Below are 15,717 nucleotides of genomic sequence, written 5' to 3' on the forward strand. Positions count from 1 at the left end.
AAGGGCGGCAAAACCGCCCTGTATATCTAGTAGTTGTAATGATTAAATTAGCGGATTGGTGGAGCGTATAGGAAGCCACCTGCATTCCACAGCGCGTTAACTCCGCGTGAAATCTTAAGTGGTGAACCTTCACCTACTGTTGCTTCAAACACATCACCGTAGTTACCAACCTGCTTAACTACCTGATAACCCCAGTCATCACGGATACCCAGGCCTTTACCTTTAGGTCCGTCAACACCAAGGATACGCTTGATATTAGGATCTTTAGATTTCAGCATTTCGTCAGCGTTAGCTTGAGTGATGCCGTACTCTTCAGCGTTGATCATCGCATTCAGAACCCACTTAGCTACGTTGAACCACTGATCGTCACCCTGGCGAACTACAGGACCAAGAGGTTCTTTAGAAATGATTTCAGGAAGTACTACCGCAGAACTTGGATCTTTTAGGTTAAGACGAAGTGCGTAAAGACCTGATTGGTCGGTAGTTAGCACGTCACAACGACCTGAGTCGAAACCAGCAGAAGTCTGAGCTGCTGTATCAAATACTACTGGCTTATAAGACATGCCATTGTTACGGAAGTAGTCGGCAAGGTTAAGTTCTGTAGTCGTACCAGACTGTACACAAACAGAAGCGCCATCTAGCTCTTTAGCACTCTTTAGACCAAGATCTTTGTTTACCATAAAGCCCTGACCATCGTAGTAAGTTACACCTACGAAGTTAAGACCAAGCGCAGTATCACGGTGTAGAGTCCAAGTTGTGTTACGAGAAAGGATATCGATCTCACCGGATTGAAGTGCTGTAAATCTTTCTTTTGCAGTTAGTGGTACGTACTTAACTTTAGTCTTGTCGCCAAGAACGGCAGCAGCAACAGCTTGACAGTAAACAACGTCAATACCTTCCCATTCACCTTTAGAGTTAGGGTTTGAGAAACCTGGTAGACCTGTACTTACACCACATGTGAGTACACCATCTTTCATGACTTTATCTAGAGTACCGTCAGCTGCAGAAGCAGTGTTTGCCATAAGCGCAGTAGAAGCCGCTACGACGGAAGCAAGAACTGTTAGTTTATTTGCCATTTGTATCCTTCCTGTATGATCCATGTTGAACCAGGTGACACCTGATACAATATTCTTTATTTTGTTGTGTTTTTGTTGAGAGTTATAAGTGTTAAAGTTTTCAAAGCTCTCAGTCATATCCATTAGTAAGGCTCTAGAAACTCGAAAATATTTGTTTATTAAAAAATAAATATAGAGAAAATCTAAAACCGAACACATGTAAGAATGAACAATTGTTACGTGTTTGTAAATAGTGCAGCGGTGCACAGTGTTGGTGATTTCGAATTATTAGCAGGAAAATAAGCTTGTTATTAATATATATATCCAAATAAGATGTAAATAATAGCCTATACGACTGGTATGATGTTTAAATTTGATAGTAAATAGTTGTGTTTGTATAAATTATGTTACGCAATTGCCCGAAAATGGTGCGTCATGCCAAAAAGTTCAATGTATTAAAGAAGGATGAAGATGCAATACTTTCCTCTATTTATGGACCTTAAGAATAAACCCGTACTTGTTGTTGGTGGGGGAGAAGTCGCATCCCGAAAGATTGAGACTCTAGTCCGGTCGGGGGCGAAGGTGACCATTATTTCTCCTGAAATATCGGAGACATTAAAACAGTTGGTTGATGACGGCACATGTATGTGGCAGAAGAAAAAGTATGACTCTGATTTGGTCACCAGTTTTGTTCAGGTTTGGGCAACAACCAATGATTCAGTGTTAAATCACAAGGTTTATCAGGATGCAAAAGACAAAAACATTCTGGTAAACGTGGTTGATGATAAACCGTACTGCGATTTTATTACTCCTTCTATGATTAATCGGGGTCGTATACAGATAGCGATTTCAAGTGGTGGAGCATCGCCTGTCCTTGTTCGGAAAATCAGGGAGTTGCTCGAAGTCTCCTTGCCGCAAAACCTTTCGTTATTAGCAGATTTTGCTCAGAATAAAAGAGACGATATAAAGAAAAAATATGCAACAGTAGAAGATAGGCGCCGATTCTGGGAACACTTATTTTTTAGTCCGGAAATAGATATGGTTCAGAGCCATAACGCATTATCTGAACTGTATAATCGAAAGCTAAGTGAGAACCAAGATGTGACCGCGTCACATGTTTTTGTTGAGTATTCAAAAGATGTAGAGATGCTATCCATTAAGGCATTGAGGGAAATACAAAAGACAGAACAAGTTCTGTTTACAACGGATTGTCCATTCGATTTTATAGACTTGTGCAGAAGAGATGCTGAGCGCGTGGAATACAAAAACGCTAAAGATCTGGAACAGTTTTTGAATAAGAACAAGCAAGCTTTGGCTCTATCTTGCTGCATTTATATTCAAAAGGATAGATGGAGAGACGACCCGGAGTTGGCCAAATTAGTCGCGAAAGGTCAGGTATTGAAAATCGTAGAATAATCTGCAAGCATTGACGAAAAAAAGGGGCTAAATAAGCCCCTTTTGCGGATAGGAGATAGGTTAGTCTCTAAAGTTATTAAACTGGAAAGGCTGTCCTAGGTCTGCTTCTTTAATCAATGCAATAGCAGCTTGCAGGTCATCACGCTTTTTACCCGTTACGCGTACTTTATCGCCCTGGATTGAAGCTTGAACTTTAATCTTTGCATCTTTTAGCTTTTTAACGATGTTCTTAGCCATTGGAGTTTCTATGCCCTGCATAAATAGAATCTCCTGAAGCCATTTTTTCCCAGATGCACTAGGGTCTTTTATATCCATCGAGTTTGCATCAACACCACGTTTTGTCAGGTTGCTTCGAAGCATATCTCGCATCTGCTTTAGCTGGAAGTCTCCCTCAGCAGCTAGTTTTACGGTTTGATCTTTGATTTCAAAGCTCGCCTCTACACCACGAAAGTCAAAACGGGTAGCGATTTCGCGATTTGCATTATCAACCGCGTTATTTAGTTCAACATTATCTATTTCAGAAACAATATCAAATGAAGGCATATTATAGTTTTCCTCTACTTACGGCTATCTTTAACAGCGTTTGCCAGCATATCAAGCATGTCTACTGTGTGTGCCCAGCTTAAACAAGGGTCAGTGATAGACTTGCCATAGGTTAAGTTACAAATATCGGTCATTGGCTGATTGCCTTCCTCGATAAAGCTTTCGGCCATAATACCAGCGATATATTTACTTCCACTGCGCAACTGCTCACAAATGTTTTCAGCAACTTCTAGCTGCTTGCGGTGTTGTTTCTGGCAGTTAGCATGACTGAAGTCAATAACCAGACGCTGTGGTAAGTCAAACTCTGCGAGCTGATTGCAAGCTTCTTCTACGAAGTTTGCTTCGAAGTTTGGCCCTTTGTCCCCACCACGAAGAATAACATGACCAAATGGGTTGCCACTTGTGCGGTATACCGTCATACGGCCGTTCTTGTCTGGCGAGTAAAAGTAGTGAGATGCATGTGATGCGCGAATAGCATCGATGGCAATCTTGATGTTTCCGTTAGTACCGTTTTTGAATCCAACCGGGCAAGAAAGTGCTGACGCCATTTCACGGTGAATCTGAGACTCGGTCGTACGGGCACCGATAGCACCCCAGGTGATTAAGTCTGCAATATACTGACCTGTGATCATATCCAGAAACTCAGTAGCAGTAGCAAGACCGAGCTTGTTGATATCAAGTAGTAACTTACGTGCTTTTCCAAGACCCGCTTCAAGTGCATACGTACCGTCCAGGTTAGGGTCGGTTATAAGGCCTTTCCAACCAACGACAGTACGTGGCTTCTCAAAATAGGTGCGCATAACGATAAAGAGTTCGTCTTTATATTGTGCTTGAATGCTCGCTAGTCTTTGAGCGTAATCTAACGCTGCGTCTGTATCGTGTACAGAACATGGGCCTACGATAACCAATAGTCGGTTATCTTCACCCAAAAGAATCTTTTCGATTTGGCGACGAGAGGACTCGATACGCTCAGCAACATCATCGGTAATCGGATATTGGCTGACCAGTTCTGCTGGACTTGGCATTGGCCCAAGTGGTTGAGTTCTCAATTCATCTGTTTTCAATGGCATGTTTTCGCCTGCTGTTCTAATTTCGACGCGGTAAAGATAACGGAAATAGGTAAAGGAATAAACTTGTTTAACAGCGAATTACACTATGTGTGTGTTTCGAGGGTCTTTTTTCAGTGACATTGTAACTACTGAGGTGTCAAATACTTATCTTGTTAGCAATAATGTAACAATAAATTGACATTTAAACGGTTGTTCGATTTACTGGTCCAATCAGTTTCAAGGGAGATGAGATCACCATGTTTAGCCCACTGACCAAAGCTACATTCGGATTAAACGTTTTTGCGTTTTTTAAAGTTCCATTGGTTTGGCTATGCCGACCTAAAATTATTTCCTTAGGGAAACAAAAGGTAGCCATCAATATTCCACTTCGAAGAAGAACCAAAAATCACCTAAATAGCATGTATTTTGGCGCACTAGCGATCGGGGCTGATCTTGCCGGTGGATACTTTGCTCTTTACAAGGCGGACCAGCGAAAGATGAAAATTTCTATGGCTTTTAAAGGTGTAGAAGGGCAATTTATAAAAAGGCCGGAAGCGGATGTATTATTCACATGTGAACAAGGTGACTTGATAGATGAGGTACTCGACAGAAGTAAAGCGAGTGGCGAAAGAGTTAATGAGCCAATTCGAATCATAGCTACTTGTCCGTCTATCAGTGGTGATGAGGTGATGGCAGAGTTTGATCTTATGTTATCTGTGAAAGTAATAAAAAGTTAGATAAGAGACTAATTCCTGAAGCAGTGAATCGATTCTTTGGGTATAATCCACGCCTGATTTATCCTGGGAATGTAAGTTGATGATTAAAGTTGGTCGAGTAAATAATCTGGAAGTCACTAAAATAGAGAGCTTTGGTGCTTTTCTGGATGCGGATGATTATGGCTCAGTTTTATTGCCAAATAAGTATGCACCTGAAAACATCGAAGTAGGTCAGTCTATTGAGGTTTTCCTATATTTTGATTCCGACAGTCAACTAACGGCGACTACAGAAAAGCCTGTTGCACAGGTAGGTGAATGGGGCTTGATGCGTGTCGAAGGCGTAAACGCTACAGGCGCATTTGTGGATTGGGGTATTGATAAGAAAGATCTGTTAGTGCCTTTTAGCGAACAACGTACTCGCTTTCGCGCAGGGCAAGACATCCTGGTCTATGTGTATACAGACAAGGCTTCCGGACGTATTGTCGGCACAACAAAATTCAATAAACTGCTTGATAAGACGCCTGCGAATTACACCCGAAACCAGCAAGTTGATCTGATAATTGCGGAAAGAAGCGACCTCGGATACAAAGCCATCGTGAATGGCGAACACTGGGGTATGGTGTTCTTTTCAGACGTATTCGGTAAGTTGTTTATTGGTAAGCGCTTAAAAGGATACATTAAGAACATCAGAGAAGACGGCAAAATCGATCTCTCTTTGCAGAAAGTTGGTGTAGCGAAGATGGATGATTTAAGCCAGAAGATCATCGATACACTAGAGAAGAAGGGTGGCTTCCTTCCACTCAATGACAAATCAACACCAGATGCGATATTCTCGGTGTTCCGTACCAGTAAGGGTACTTTTAAGAAGACGATTGGTGGATTGTACAAAAGCGGAAAAATTACTATCGAGAAAGATGGGATTCGTCTGAGCTAATACATATTCCCTTAAAACACATTCCCCAAAACAAAAAGAGCCCAGCTTCTCTTTGCTGGGCTTAGGGGAAAGGCTCCATCTACAGAGCCTGCGCTAATCATTAAATAAAGTGTAGTACAGGCTTTTTGTATTACAAGATGAATGCCCCTTTTATAGCGTTAAAAGTTTAGTTTAGTAGAGTTAAAACTCTACTAAAACAGATTGCCATCGCGGACCAGTTCTCGTGGCAAACCATTCTTAATACGGTTTCCCACCCATTTACCAAGCCCGATTACAACGCCTGAGTGAGTGATGATAACTTCTCCTTTACCAGTTGCACCCTCTGGCCTTACATCGCGTCCCATATACCATTCGCGAGCTTGATCGATTGAAAACTCAAAAGAATTTTCTTCACGGCCATTTGCAAGAGCCATAATTGCTTCATGCTGCCAGCGGTAACCTTTTTTATGCGCTTCAGCAAGTTTGATTCCCATTCGGTCAAAACGTATTTCACCTATCATGCTTTCAAGAGCTTCAGGGAAAAGCCAAACTTCTTTGTCTCTTAACCATACCCCTGTTGATTCTGGGAGCGACATCCCAAGAACGGAATTAAACTGAGAAGCAATATCAGTCACCGCTTTTCGAGAGGCTTTGTCGAATGGGAACTTACCCAAACGCTTTTTAACCGCAGGTGGCTCTGCTGATGCGATTTTGCGGAGTCGTGCGACGAAGAAGCCCTCACTATCAAAGATTTGAGGGTAAATATGCAGGAACCCGTCTTCTGTAACTGCTTCCTCTGCATTTGGGAATAGGTTGTCGAGACGTTCAAACTCAATCTTATCGCCAAACTTTTGTTTGATGTGATGACAAACCTGCTGGTTTTCTTCAAGGTTTAGCGTACAAGTGGAGTAAACCAATACACCACCAGGTTTTAATGCATGAAACGCACTTTCAATAAGATCTTTCTGTGTTTCTGCAATCTCATTAATAGACGCCTTGCTCCAGTTGTTCATCGCGTCTGGGTCTTTACGGATGGTACCCTCACCAGAACACGGGGCATCAAGAAGAATGGCATCGAACTGTTCTGGTAACCATCCACCGAATACGCGTCCGTCAAAGTTGGTTAATGCAACGTTCTTTACGCCACAACGCTGGATGTTTGAGTACAGGCCCTTAATTCTGCTTGCTGAAAACTCATTGGCAACCAGTGCTCCCTGATTTTCCATCGCAGCGGCTATCTGAGTTGTTTTAGAACCAGGAGCTGCTGCGACATCAAGAACCGTTTCAAGAGGCTCTTCCTGACCAAAAAGCAGAGCGGTTACCGGCATCATAGAGCTGGCTTCCTGAATATAAAACAGACCAGACATGTGCTCTATCGTGTTGCCCAGAGGTGTTTTGTCGTTTTCATCTCGTTCAATCCAGAAGCCAGTATCACACCAGGGTACCGGGCTTAACTGCCAGCCTTTTTCGGCCGCACGAACTTTGAACTCTTGAACAGAGATTTTTAACGTGTTGACACGGATACTCCTGCGAAGAGGACGCTTACACGCATCAATAAACTCATCCATATTAAGATGAGAGGGCATGATTTCCTGAATTTGTGAAAGGAAACCTTCCGGCAGCTTTATATTTTGATTCACTGCTAACATACCTGGGTGACAAAACAGAGGCTGCACATTCTATACGAAATAGAGAAAAATGCAGCCTTTAGGAGAACGCTTTTTAGATGAGATAAATGGGTTAAGGTTTAGGGATAGCGGTTCGCCAATTCTTCCACTCGTCTTCAGGTTCTGAATGTAAGTAGAACGAACGATGTTCCTCAGCCATAGGTGCAAGGGAGGAGGCTTCTGGTGTTGCGAAAGAGATACCACCCCGAAGCAAACTATCGACAGTACCCGATTTAACTTGCGCGCCAGCAAGACCAACTGAGACATCCAGGCCAGAGGCATTCCAGAAAACAGTATTATTGCGAATTAAATATGCGTATTCGGTATCGATCTCAATGGTGGATACAACTCTGTCTGCAAAGGTACCAAGTTCAACATTTACCACTTTACCTACTTCAAAGTCTCGGAATAATACGGGAGTTCCAGGGTTAATAGAGTCTCTGTTTTCGCTTTGTAGCGTAAAAATTACGCCAGCAGGCTTATACGGCACAGTGTTTAGTACAAAGGTGTAGTCTGGTTTGCCTTTGTGTGGTTTTACCGAGATGTAGTTTGCGACTAACGAATCGAGGTTTTTGATGCCACTCAGACCAACTTCCGGTGAAACAAGCCAGAAGTAGCTGTTCGTTGTCGCCACCGTGTTAATAAACTCAGGTTGGATCCGAGCTTTAATTTCAATCTGGTTTGTTTGGAAGTTCGGTTCTATTCGAGCTACTTCGCCAATATTAACCCCTTGAAACTTAATTGGGGTTCCTTTAGATACAGGGGCATTTGCTTTTGTAAATAACGTTATCTCCTTGCCATATTTGCTGGCTTTATCGAGATCTTCATAAAGCTTCCAGCGGGTGTTTTGTTTGTTTTCAATCCCTGGCAAAGAATCGAATGCAATGCCACCTTTAATGATACTTTGAACTGGCGATGCTTTAATCTTGACGCCACTCAAGCTTGCATCAATTTCAACACCCGAGCGATTCCAAAATACGGTATCTTCTTTAACAAGGTGCAGATATTGATTTTCAATTTTGACCAGAATATTCACCCCTTTGCTCGTTAACGCATAATCGAACACTTTTCCCACAGGGACATTTTTATACAGCAGGGGGGTGCCTTTGCTTATTGGAGGCAATTCTTCAGCAAATAAACGAAGATTTGAGGTTCCGGTTTGATTGTATTTGGCCAGCTCAGCTGCAGACTTATTTGGGTGTAATTGATATTCAATGGATTCTCTTTCTGCAGACAATTGCCCTTCGCTGATAAAGCTTACTGATTCTGTAATTAGGCGTTTAAAAGGAGGCAGGTCAATGTTGAGTTCTCCGTTACTAGTGCTTGCTGTGACCACACCAGTGACGAAGAAACGGTTATTTGATTTAATCAGATTTCGATACTGCCCATCGACAAGTAGGGTAAAGTGGACTTTATCCTCATGCAGTTTCACGTCAGTGATTTTCCCGACACTTATCCCTTTATATAAGACAAGTGCGCCTTCACTTATCGCGTACGAATCATCAGAGATGAGTTTTACCATCACAGAGTTAGGTTGCTGCAAAAGTAACTCGTCTTTGTGGATTGCAGTAAACGAGCGAGACTTTTCACCTTTTCCGGGGACTAACGTAAGGAAGTTTCCTTTTACTAGATTCGCAATGTTCTCAACACCGGATAGCGCAAGCTTTGCCTCTTCAAGTACAAACTTAGAGCCATTAGTCAGCATATCTGCAAACGCGGGTTGAATGGCCGCTGATGCGATAACATGCTCTCTCTCTTCGCTGAAAGAGAGTTGGTTAATTTCTCCGACTCTGAGCCCCCGGTACATAATTGGTGCACCATGTGAGCCAATGCCACTGTCATCAGGAAGTATGATTTTAATCGGAATACCGCGTCCCGCGGTTTTTAAGTCTGGATAGAGTTCAAATTCACGATTTTGATCAACTTGTTCGCCACCGTCTGGTGAATCTACGGCTATTGCACCAACCAGCATCGCACTTAGGCTCTCAAACTGAACATCGATACCATCAAAGCCGATATTGGCTCCAACACCACTCACATTCCAGAATCGGCTCTTATCTGTAATGATGTGGGCAAATTCATTCTTAACATAAGCTTTTATTAAGACGTTATCTGCTTTTTCATTGAGCTTATAGCTATACACTTCTCCAATCGGGATCTTTCGGTAAATGATTTGCGAGCCAATGGAAATAGAACCAAGATTTTTTGAGCGTAAGGTTATGTTCAGCCCCTGGACTGCTTGTAGATCAGCTGGTCGACTGTCTAATGCGGTGTAAACGGTTTTTAACTCCTCGCTATCGGTTTCTACACCTGGTTGTATCGATATATAGTTGCCCGAAACTAAGGCGTCTAAACCGGATATACCAGAAATACTCGCGGTCGGTTTTACTAGCCAAAATCGAGTGTTATCTCCTAAAAGCTTTGTAGCTTCAGGGTAGATATCTGCATCGACATAGATATTCTCCAGATTGGGAGAGAGGGTTATGTCTCGTACCATACCCACTTCCAAACCTTGATACTGAACTGTCGTTCTTCCTGCGATGAGTCCTTGTGCATCAGAAAAGTAAATTTGAATTCTTTGTCCGGCATCGTTGATTGCTTTAACAACTAGCCAACTAGCAAGCGCAATGGTCACCAACGGAAGGATCCATAAAGGAGAGATACCATGATCTCTTTTCACTTTTGGCGAGTATGACTTTTGTTTCTTATCTATATCGTTCATTTATGAACTCATCTTTATTATTCGTATCTGACGGTTTGTTCGTGATTTCTGGTGTATCCCAAATTAGCCGGGGGTCAAACGCATCGGTTGCAAGCATTGTAAATACAACGACCATTCCAAAAGCAACAGCACCGTAACCCGGGCTGAAGTTTAAAATCATGCCCCGATCAACCAAGGTCATCATGATGGAAATAACAAACAGGTCCATGACTGACCATTTACCTATCCATTTAATTACAAAGTAGATAAACATTCTTTGTCTGCGGTAGAAAGTTTGTTTGAAGTGAATTGTGATCAGAATAAATCCTAATCCCACAATTTTGGCCGCAGGTACCAAAATACTGGCCACAAAGATAATTAATGCAATGCCATGCATTTCCATATTAATGAGTGAAGCAACACCCGACAAAATCGTATCTTCTAGCCTTTGTCCGTTAGTGAACAAAATTGAAATAGAGTAAATGTTAGCGGGGAAAATACAGATTAACGCTGCAATTAAACAAGCCCACGCTTTCTGTATTGATCTAGGCTTTCTATGGTGCAAGCTATTATGGCATCGTACACATTTGTGATTCTCTGGTTGAGAAAGATGACAGTTGTGGCAATGCACTTCTTTTTGTGAAAAGTGATATTTATCTTCTTTTTGCCATGCTTCCCAGTATCTACGCGCACTAAACCGGGATATCAACATGAGTGCAAATATCTGAAGTAACACGAGCCCAACTAAGCCAGGTCCGACGAATATCTCCGAATAGTCTCTGAGTTTAAAGCAGGAGATACCAATACTCACCAGAAACACATCGAGCATCATCCAGTGTTTCAACGCCTGTACGGAGATAACAGAAGTACGAAATAGACTAAACCAGCGCTGGTGCATGGCTAAGTGCGCGGTTACCGTTGCAACACAGACAACGAGCGGTGCAATCGTACTACAGAAAAATACCAGCAGTCCGAGCATGACGAAACCTTCCTGCATCAAAGTGAAGGTTCCCGATGGGAGTGTGGCGGGGATCATCACACCAAAAAGTCGAATACTGATAAATGGAAAGAAATGCGAAGGTATAAATAAGAATAAGCAGGTGATAGCGAGAGCTAGATTACCCGACAACGGGTGAGAACCGCCTCTATATAACTGTGAGCCGCACCTTGGACAGTAGGCACTTTTACCACGGGGAAGTTCATGCATTTCAACGGGTAGCTCACACCCCTGGCATAATCGTACATGCCTTACACGATGAGTAAGAAGGGCTCGGGCGTTAGAGGAGTATGAGTTATCGCTTTTCATATTTGTCATTTATAGAACATATTCAATCACTTGAAAAGTAACAAAACACTCAAGATGCAGGAATTTTTTGCTTGTACAATCCATCATATAGACTTAGATTCTATGTTTCAGCCTTTAATATAAATATAAGTAACTAATCAGATGACATTAAAAGAGTACCAAAGACTTACTAAACAAGCCGTCGCGTTAATAGAAGACGAAAAAGACTTTATTGCCAATCTCGCCAATATCAGTTCCCTTATATATATGGAGTTGGAAAACCTCAATTGGGCCGGTTTTTACTTGATGAAAGATGAGGAACTGGTTCTAGGTCCATTTCAGGGAAAACCAGCATGTGTGAGAATACCTGTGGGCAGAGGAGTATGCGGTACTGCGATTTCTGAAGGTAAAGTTCAACGTGTGTACGACGTGCATCAGTTTGAAGGCCATATTGCCTGTGATGCAGAGAGTAACTCTGAGATTGTTTTGCCTTTTAAGATAGGAACAGAGTGGGCTGGTGTTTTGGATATAGACAGCCCAGTAGTTGGACGTTTTAGTGAGATTGATGAGGAAGGTCTTACATATTTGGTTCAGGAAGTGGAAAAGCTGCTCAATTCGCACGCTAACAAAGCATAAATTATGATTTGAGTGTGGTTTTTCATTAACATCTCTCTATAATAGCCCAAATATTTGTCCGAATGACTCGCGGAAAAAGGCCGCTCTAACCAGGAATCCTCATGGAAAACACTGAAAAGTTAAAAAACAGCAAAGAAGTTATTGCATATATTGCTGAATGTTTCCCTAAATGCTTTACTTTAGAAGGTGAAGCTAAGCCGTTAAAAATCGGCATTTTTCAAGATCTAGCTGAACGTCTGGCTGAAGATGAAAAAGTAAGCAAGACTCAGCTAAGAGCAGCTCTTAGACAGTACACTTCATCTTGGCGTTACCTACATGGTGTAAAACCGGGTGCAGTTCGAGTCGATCTTGACGGTAACGAATGTGGTGTTCTTGAAGAAGAACACGTAGAACACGCTAAAAAAGCGCTTGCAGAGAGTAAGGCTCGCGTACAAGCTCGCCGTAAGGAACAGGCAGAGAAAGCGCGTGAAGAAGGCAAAGCGAAACCTAAAGCTAAAAAGCCTCAGCAACCTCGTCGTGCAAAACCAGGCAAACAACAAAAACCAAGCAACAAACCTGCAGCGGTGGAAACTCGCGCATTAGCCTCTGAAGAAGTGATCGTTGGTAAAGCGGTTAACGTAAATATGGGCAAAGGTAACATGGCTGCGACTGTTGTTGAAATCAATAAGGATGATGTGCGTGTTCAACTAGGCAACGGTTTACAAATGGTTGTTAAAGTGGAGCATCTGCGCGCATAAAGGAGATAATCCTACGCATGAAATGCCGTTTTAAAATAACTTTAGTTGCTGCTGGCGTAATGCTGGCAGCTTCTGTTAACGCTTTAGAAGCCAAATTTTCTAAAGATGATCTTCCTATTCTTGCTCCTGAAGCTCAGCACGAAACTGCGAGCAAACGAGTTACTTCCCGATTTACCCGTTCTCACTACAAGCATTTCAGTTTAAACGACGAGTTCTCTCAGGCGATTTTTCAGCGCTATCTGGAAATGTTGGATTTTAATCGCAACGTTTTTACTCAGTCTGATATCGACTCTTTTGATGATTGGTCCGTTAAGATGGATGATCAGCTCAAGGCGGGTAATACGCAGATTGCATTTGACGTTTATAACCTTGCTCTGCAAAGAAGATTTGAAAGATACGAATTTGCTCTAAAGCAGTTAGATGAAGAAATTAAGTTTGATACTGAAGAGTCAATTGAGCTCGATCGTTCAGAAGCCCCGTGGGCAGAAGATGTCGATGAGCTGAATGAACTTTGGCGTAAACGCGTTAAGTATGACGCGCTAAGCTTAAAGCTGACGGGTAAAGAGTGGAAAGAGATAAAAGAGACTCTGGAAAAACGTTATAACAATGCGATTAAACGCGTTACCCAGTCACATAGTGAAGATGCTTTTCAGCTATATATGAACGCCTTTGCTCGTGAGGTCGATCCGCATACGAGTTATTTATCTCCACGCAATGCCGAGCAGTTCCAATCCGAGATGAATCTATCTCTTGAAGGTATTGGTGCCGTTCTTCAAATTACCGATGATTACACGGTTATTCGCTCTCTTGTCGCAGGTGGTCCTGCATCTAAGAGTAAATCTCTGTCAGAAGGTGACCGCATTACGGGTGTTGCCCAGGACGGCGAAGAAATGGTCGATATTATTGGTTGGCGACTTGATGATGTTGTCCAGCTAATTAAGGGACCAAAGGGCACGAAGGTCACGTTGCAGATATTACCGGAAGGCAATGACGGGGAAAGTCACAACGTAACAATAGTTCGTGATAAGATTCGCCTCGAAGACAGAGCTGTTAAGTCGGAAGTCATTGAACTTGATGGTAAAAAGATTGGTGTTCTTGAAGTGCCAAGCTTTTATGTCGGTTTATCCAAAGACACTGACAAGCTAATTACCGAACTTAAGAAAGACAAAGTAGACGGCATTATTGTTGATCTTAGAAACAACGGTGGTGGTGCGCTTACTGAAGCAACGGCTTTATCCGGTCTATTTATCAAAAGCGGACCTGTTGTGCAGGTTCGTGATAGTTATGGTCGCGTTAACGTCAATGCGGATACTGATGGGAAGATCAGTTACGAAGGACCACTAGCTGTGCTCCAGAACCGTTATAGTGCGTCCGCTTCAGAGATATTTGCCGCAGCAATGCAGGATTACGGTCGTGCAGTTGTACTGGGTGAGAACTCTTTTGGTAAAGGAACTGTTCAGCAACACCGTTCTTTGAATCATATTTATGATTTGTTTGATAAAGAGCTGGGTTATGTTCAATACACTATTCAAAAGTTCTACAGGATAGATGGTGGAAGTACACAAAATAAAGGTGTAGTACCGGATATTTCTTATCCGACAGCAGTTGAACCATCTGAAACTGGAGAGAGTGTAGAGGATAATGCACTGCCTTGGGATAGTATTGACAGAGCAAACTATAATGTTCTTAAAGATCGCCAAAGCCAAATTGATGCGCTAACGGTTCTACACAAAAATCGTATTCAGGATGATATGGAATTTAGCTTTATCAAAGAAGATATAGCTAGATATCGCGCTGAGAAAGATGACACTTCACTTTCACTAAACGAAAAAGTTCGTAAAAAAGAGAGTGATGAAAAGGATCAGCGTCGTCTCACTCGAATTAATATTCGTCAGAAAGCGGATGGAGAGCCAGAGTTTGCGACATTGGATGATTTACCAAAGGACTACGAAGCACCTGATGCTTACCTTGATGAGTCTGTTGCAATCATGGTTGATATGCTAAAAAGTAACTAGAATATTGTTCTAGTAAATGATAAAAAGCGAGCAAAAATGCTCGCTTTTTTCTTTTTTGAAATTGCAATGATTTATATCAATATATTTAGCTATATATAGAAAACATACCTAAGCTTAAAGAAAAGAGTGAGGGATGTCTTATGAAATGGCTGATTATGTTGCTAGTCTGTTTCGCAATGCAGGTAGGAGCCTCAGAGTCCAGAGCAAAGAATGATTTAACATCATTCGATTATCCTTTCCTACTTGGAAACTGGTATCTGGTCAACCCAAATCCAAATACTGAGCGGCAGGACTTTTTGACGATTCGCTTGTCGATTGTTTCCAACTATACCTTCTTTATTGAGATACAAAAAACCGACTACAGTGTTGAACATTGGCAGGGACAGTACACTGCGAGTAATTCGACACTTGTATTAGGGATGAATAGTGAAACACCGCAGTATTACAATTATCTTGTTAATCACAACCAACTTATCTTAAATGGCGTTGCTTTTATAAAAGGGCTACCCAAAGATTTGGTAGGAAGTTGGACGAGTGAAGCCATTACCGGAGATGATATTCTCGCGAGTGACGTAACGAGAATGGCATTAACACTACAGCCAGATTTTATATTTATGTTCACCGTCGAATCTGATGATGGCGACCACGCTATCCGAGAAGGCGTCTACTATTATGAAGATGATCATCTGGTATTGATGTACGAAGATGGTGAGCAAGATTCAAAATATACTGTAGAGAACAACAAGCTAACGTTAGAAAGTGAAGGGTTTGATATGTATGCGGTGTTAAACAGGGTAGAGCCGGAGTAAAAACTGGCTCTAACCAGTGCAAAATAGCATCGTTCAGCTCAAATCAGCTTTATATTTCAGATGTTTGTGATATGTTGCATTATTATATATTTAATTAGAAGGTGTCATATGACACCTTTCTTTTATTACATTAGTCATCAGAAGGCCTGAACCTATCTCTTTTGGAATAAAGGAT

At 42.0% G+C, this 15,717-nt stretch carries 13 protein-coding genes; 7 read left to right on the forward strand and 6 right to left on the reverse strand.

Features of this window, described 5'->3' with window-relative positions:
- Nucleotides 1–47 precede the first annotated feature (47 nt).
- Complete coding sequence (locus SNR28_RS17635) at nucleotides 48–1,076, reverse strand: amino acid ABC transporter substrate-binding protein (protein WP_375753971.1); 1,029 nt, start codon at nucleotides 1,074–1,076, stop codon at nucleotides 48–50.
- 450 nt (nucleotides 1,077–1,526) lie between these two features.
- On the opposite strand from SNR28_RS17635, the gene SNR28_RS17640 reads away from it, so the two are divergent.
- Nucleotides 1,527–2,471 (forward strand): bifunctional precorrin-2 dehydrogenase/sirohydrochlorin ferrochelatase, encoded by a 945-nt coding sequence (locus tag SNR28_RS17640; RefSeq protein ID WP_375753972.1) that lies wholly within the window; start codon nucleotides 1,527–1,529, stop codon nucleotides 2,469–2,471.
- 60 nt (nucleotides 2,472–2,531) lie between these two features.
- On the opposite strand, the gene SNR28_RS17645 is transcribed toward SNR28_RS17640, so the two are convergent.
- Together SNR28_RS17645 and SNR28_RS17650 are read right to left on the reverse strand one after the other, a co-directional pair.
- Nucleotides 2,532–3,014, reverse strand: a complete 483-nt coding sequence (locus tag SNR28_RS17645) for a YajQ family cyclic di-GMP-binding protein (RefSeq protein ID WP_375753973.1) — start codon at nucleotides 3,012–3,014, stop codon at nucleotides 2,532–2,534.
- A 14-nt stretch (nucleotides 3,015–3,028) separates the two neighbouring features.
- Nucleotides 3,029–4,084 carry a 3-deoxy-7-phosphoheptulonate synthase gene (locus SNR28_RS17650; RefSeq protein WP_375753974.1) on the reverse strand — a complete coding sequence of 352 codons (1,056 nt, stop codon included), beginning with the start codon at nucleotides 4,082–4,084 and terminating at the stop codon, nucleotides 3,029–3,031.
- A 236-nt stretch (nucleotides 4,085–4,320) separates the two neighbouring features.
- Here SNR28_RS17650 and SNR28_RS17655 point away from each other — a divergent pair, with 236 nt between their 5' ends.
- Together SNR28_RS17655 and SNR28_RS17660 are read left to right on the forward strand one after the other, a co-directional pair.
- Complete coding sequence (locus tag SNR28_RS17655) at nucleotides 4,321–4,800, forward strand: DUF4442 domain-containing protein (RefSeq protein WP_375753975.1); 480 nt, start codon at nucleotides 4,321–4,323, stop codon at nucleotides 4,798–4,800.
- 79 nt (nucleotides 4,801–4,879) lie between these two features.
- Nucleotides 4,880–5,713 (forward strand): S1 RNA-binding domain-containing protein, encoded by an 834-nt coding sequence (locus SNR28_RS17660; protein ID WP_375753976.1) that lies wholly within the window; start codon nucleotides 4,880–4,882, stop codon nucleotides 5,711–5,713.
- Nucleotides 5,714–5,904: 191 nt separating this feature from the next.
- Here the strand turns inward: SNR28_RS17660 and rsmF are convergent, their stop codons facing one another.
- From rsmF to SNR28_RS17675, 3 genes are all read right to left on the reverse strand, one after another.
- On the reverse strand, nucleotides 5,905–7,332 hold the full coding sequence (rsmF, locus tag SNR28_RS17665) for a 16S rRNA (cytosine(1407)-C(5))-methyltransferase RsmF (RefSeq protein ID WP_375753977.1): 1,428 nt from the start codon (nucleotides 7,330–7,332) through the stop codon (nucleotides 5,905–5,907).
- A gap of 100 nt (nucleotides 7,333–7,432) precedes the next feature.
- Nucleotides 7,433–10,081, reverse strand: a complete 2,649-nt coding sequence (locus tag SNR28_RS17670; protein WP_375753978.1) for an MlaD family protein — start codon at nucleotides 10,079–10,081, stop codon at nucleotides 7,433–7,435.
- Complete coding sequence (locus SNR28_RS17675) at nucleotides 10,065–11,267, reverse strand: PqiA/YebS family transporter subunit (protein ID WP_375754113.1); 1,203 nt, start codon at nucleotides 11,265–11,267, stop codon at nucleotides 10,065–10,067. Before SNR28_RS17675 ends, SNR28_RS17670 begins: the two co-directional genes overlap by 17 nt.
- A gap of 240 nt (nucleotides 11,268–11,507) precedes the next feature.
- Here SNR28_RS17675 and SNR28_RS17680 point away from each other — a divergent pair, with 240 nt between their 5' ends.
- The 4 genes from SNR28_RS17680 (at nucleotide 11,508) to SNR28_RS17695 (ending at nucleotide 15,542) form a co-directional block, all read left to right on the forward strand.
- Nucleotides 11,508–11,981: a GAF domain-containing protein gene (locus tag SNR28_RS17680; RefSeq protein ID WP_375753979.1), complete on the forward strand. Its 474-nt coding sequence runs from the start codon at nucleotides 11,508–11,510 to the stop codon at nucleotides 11,979–11,981.
- Nucleotides 11,982–12,082: 101 nt separating this feature from the next.
- Nucleotides 12,083–12,718, forward strand: a complete 636-nt coding sequence (gene proQ, locus SNR28_RS17685) for an RNA chaperone ProQ (RefSeq protein WP_375753980.1) — start codon at nucleotides 12,083–12,085, stop codon at nucleotides 12,716–12,718.
- 17 nt (nucleotides 12,719–12,735) lie between these two features.
- Nucleotides 12,736–14,733, forward strand: coding sequence for a carboxy terminal-processing peptidase (prc, locus tag SNR28_RS17690; RefSeq protein WP_375753981.1), 1,998 nt, complete (start codon nucleotides 12,736–12,738; stop codon nucleotides 14,731–14,733).
- A 140-nt stretch (nucleotides 14,734–14,873) separates the two neighbouring features.
- Nucleotides 14,874–15,542, forward strand: coding sequence for a hypothetical protein (locus SNR28_RS17695; protein WP_375753982.1), 669 nt, complete (start codon nucleotides 14,874–14,876; stop codon nucleotides 15,540–15,542).
- Nucleotides 15,543–15,717: the final 175 nt, after the last annotated feature.

The organism is Vibrio iocasae (assembly GCF_042245395.1).
Taxonomy (GTDB): Bacteria; Pseudomonadota; Gammaproteobacteria; order Enterobacterales; family Vibrionaceae; genus Vibrio; species Vibrio iocasae.

Excerpts from the sequence above, each read along its gene's own strand:
- prc (WP_375753981.1), top strand. The coding sequence starts at position 12,736 with ATGAAATGCCGTTTTAAAATAACTTTAGTTGCTGCTGGCGTAATGCTG.
- SNR28_RS17635 (WP_375753971.1), bottom strand. The coding sequence starts at position 1,076 with ATGGCAAATAAACTAACAGTTCTTGCTTCCGTCGTAGCGGCTTCTACT.
- SNR28_RS17655 (WP_375753975.1), top strand. The coding sequence starts at position 4,321 with ATGTTTAGCCCACTGACCAAAGCTACATTCGGATTAAACGTTTTTGCG.
- SNR28_RS17645 (WP_375753973.1), bottom strand. The coding sequence starts at position 3,014 with ATGCCTTCATTTGATATTGTTTCTGAAATAGATAATGTTGAACTAAAT.
- SNR28_RS17675 (WP_375754113.1), bottom strand. The coding sequence starts at position 11,267 with ATGCATGAACTTCCCCGTGGTAAAAGTGCCTACTGTCCAAGGTGCGGC.
- proQ (WP_375753980.1), top strand. The coding sequence starts at position 12,083 with ATGGAAAACACTGAAAAGTTAAAAAACAGCAAAGAAGTTATTGCATAT.
- SNR28_RS17650 (WP_375753974.1), bottom strand. The coding sequence starts at position 4,084 with ATGCCATTGAAAACAGATGAATTGAGAACTCAACCACTTGGGCCAATG.
- SNR28_RS17640 (WP_375753972.1), top strand. The coding sequence starts at position 1,527 with ATGCAATACTTTCCTCTATTTATGGACCTTAAGAATAAACCCGTACTT.
- SNR28_RS17660 (WP_375753976.1), top strand. The coding sequence starts at position 4,880 with ATGATTAAAGTTGGTCGAGTAAATAATCTGGAAGTCACTAAAATAGAG.
- SNR28_RS17695 (WP_375753982.1), top strand. The coding sequence starts at position 14,874 with ATGAAATGGCTGATTATGTTGCTAGTCTGTTTCGCAATGCAGGTAGGA.
- SNR28_RS17670 (WP_375753978.1), bottom strand. The coding sequence starts at position 10,081 with ATGAACGATATAGATAAGAAACAAAAGTCATACTCGCCAAAAGTGAAA.
- SNR28_RS17680 (WP_375753979.1), top strand. The coding sequence starts at position 11,508 with ATGACATTAAAAGAGTACCAAAGACTTACTAAACAAGCCGTCGCGTTA.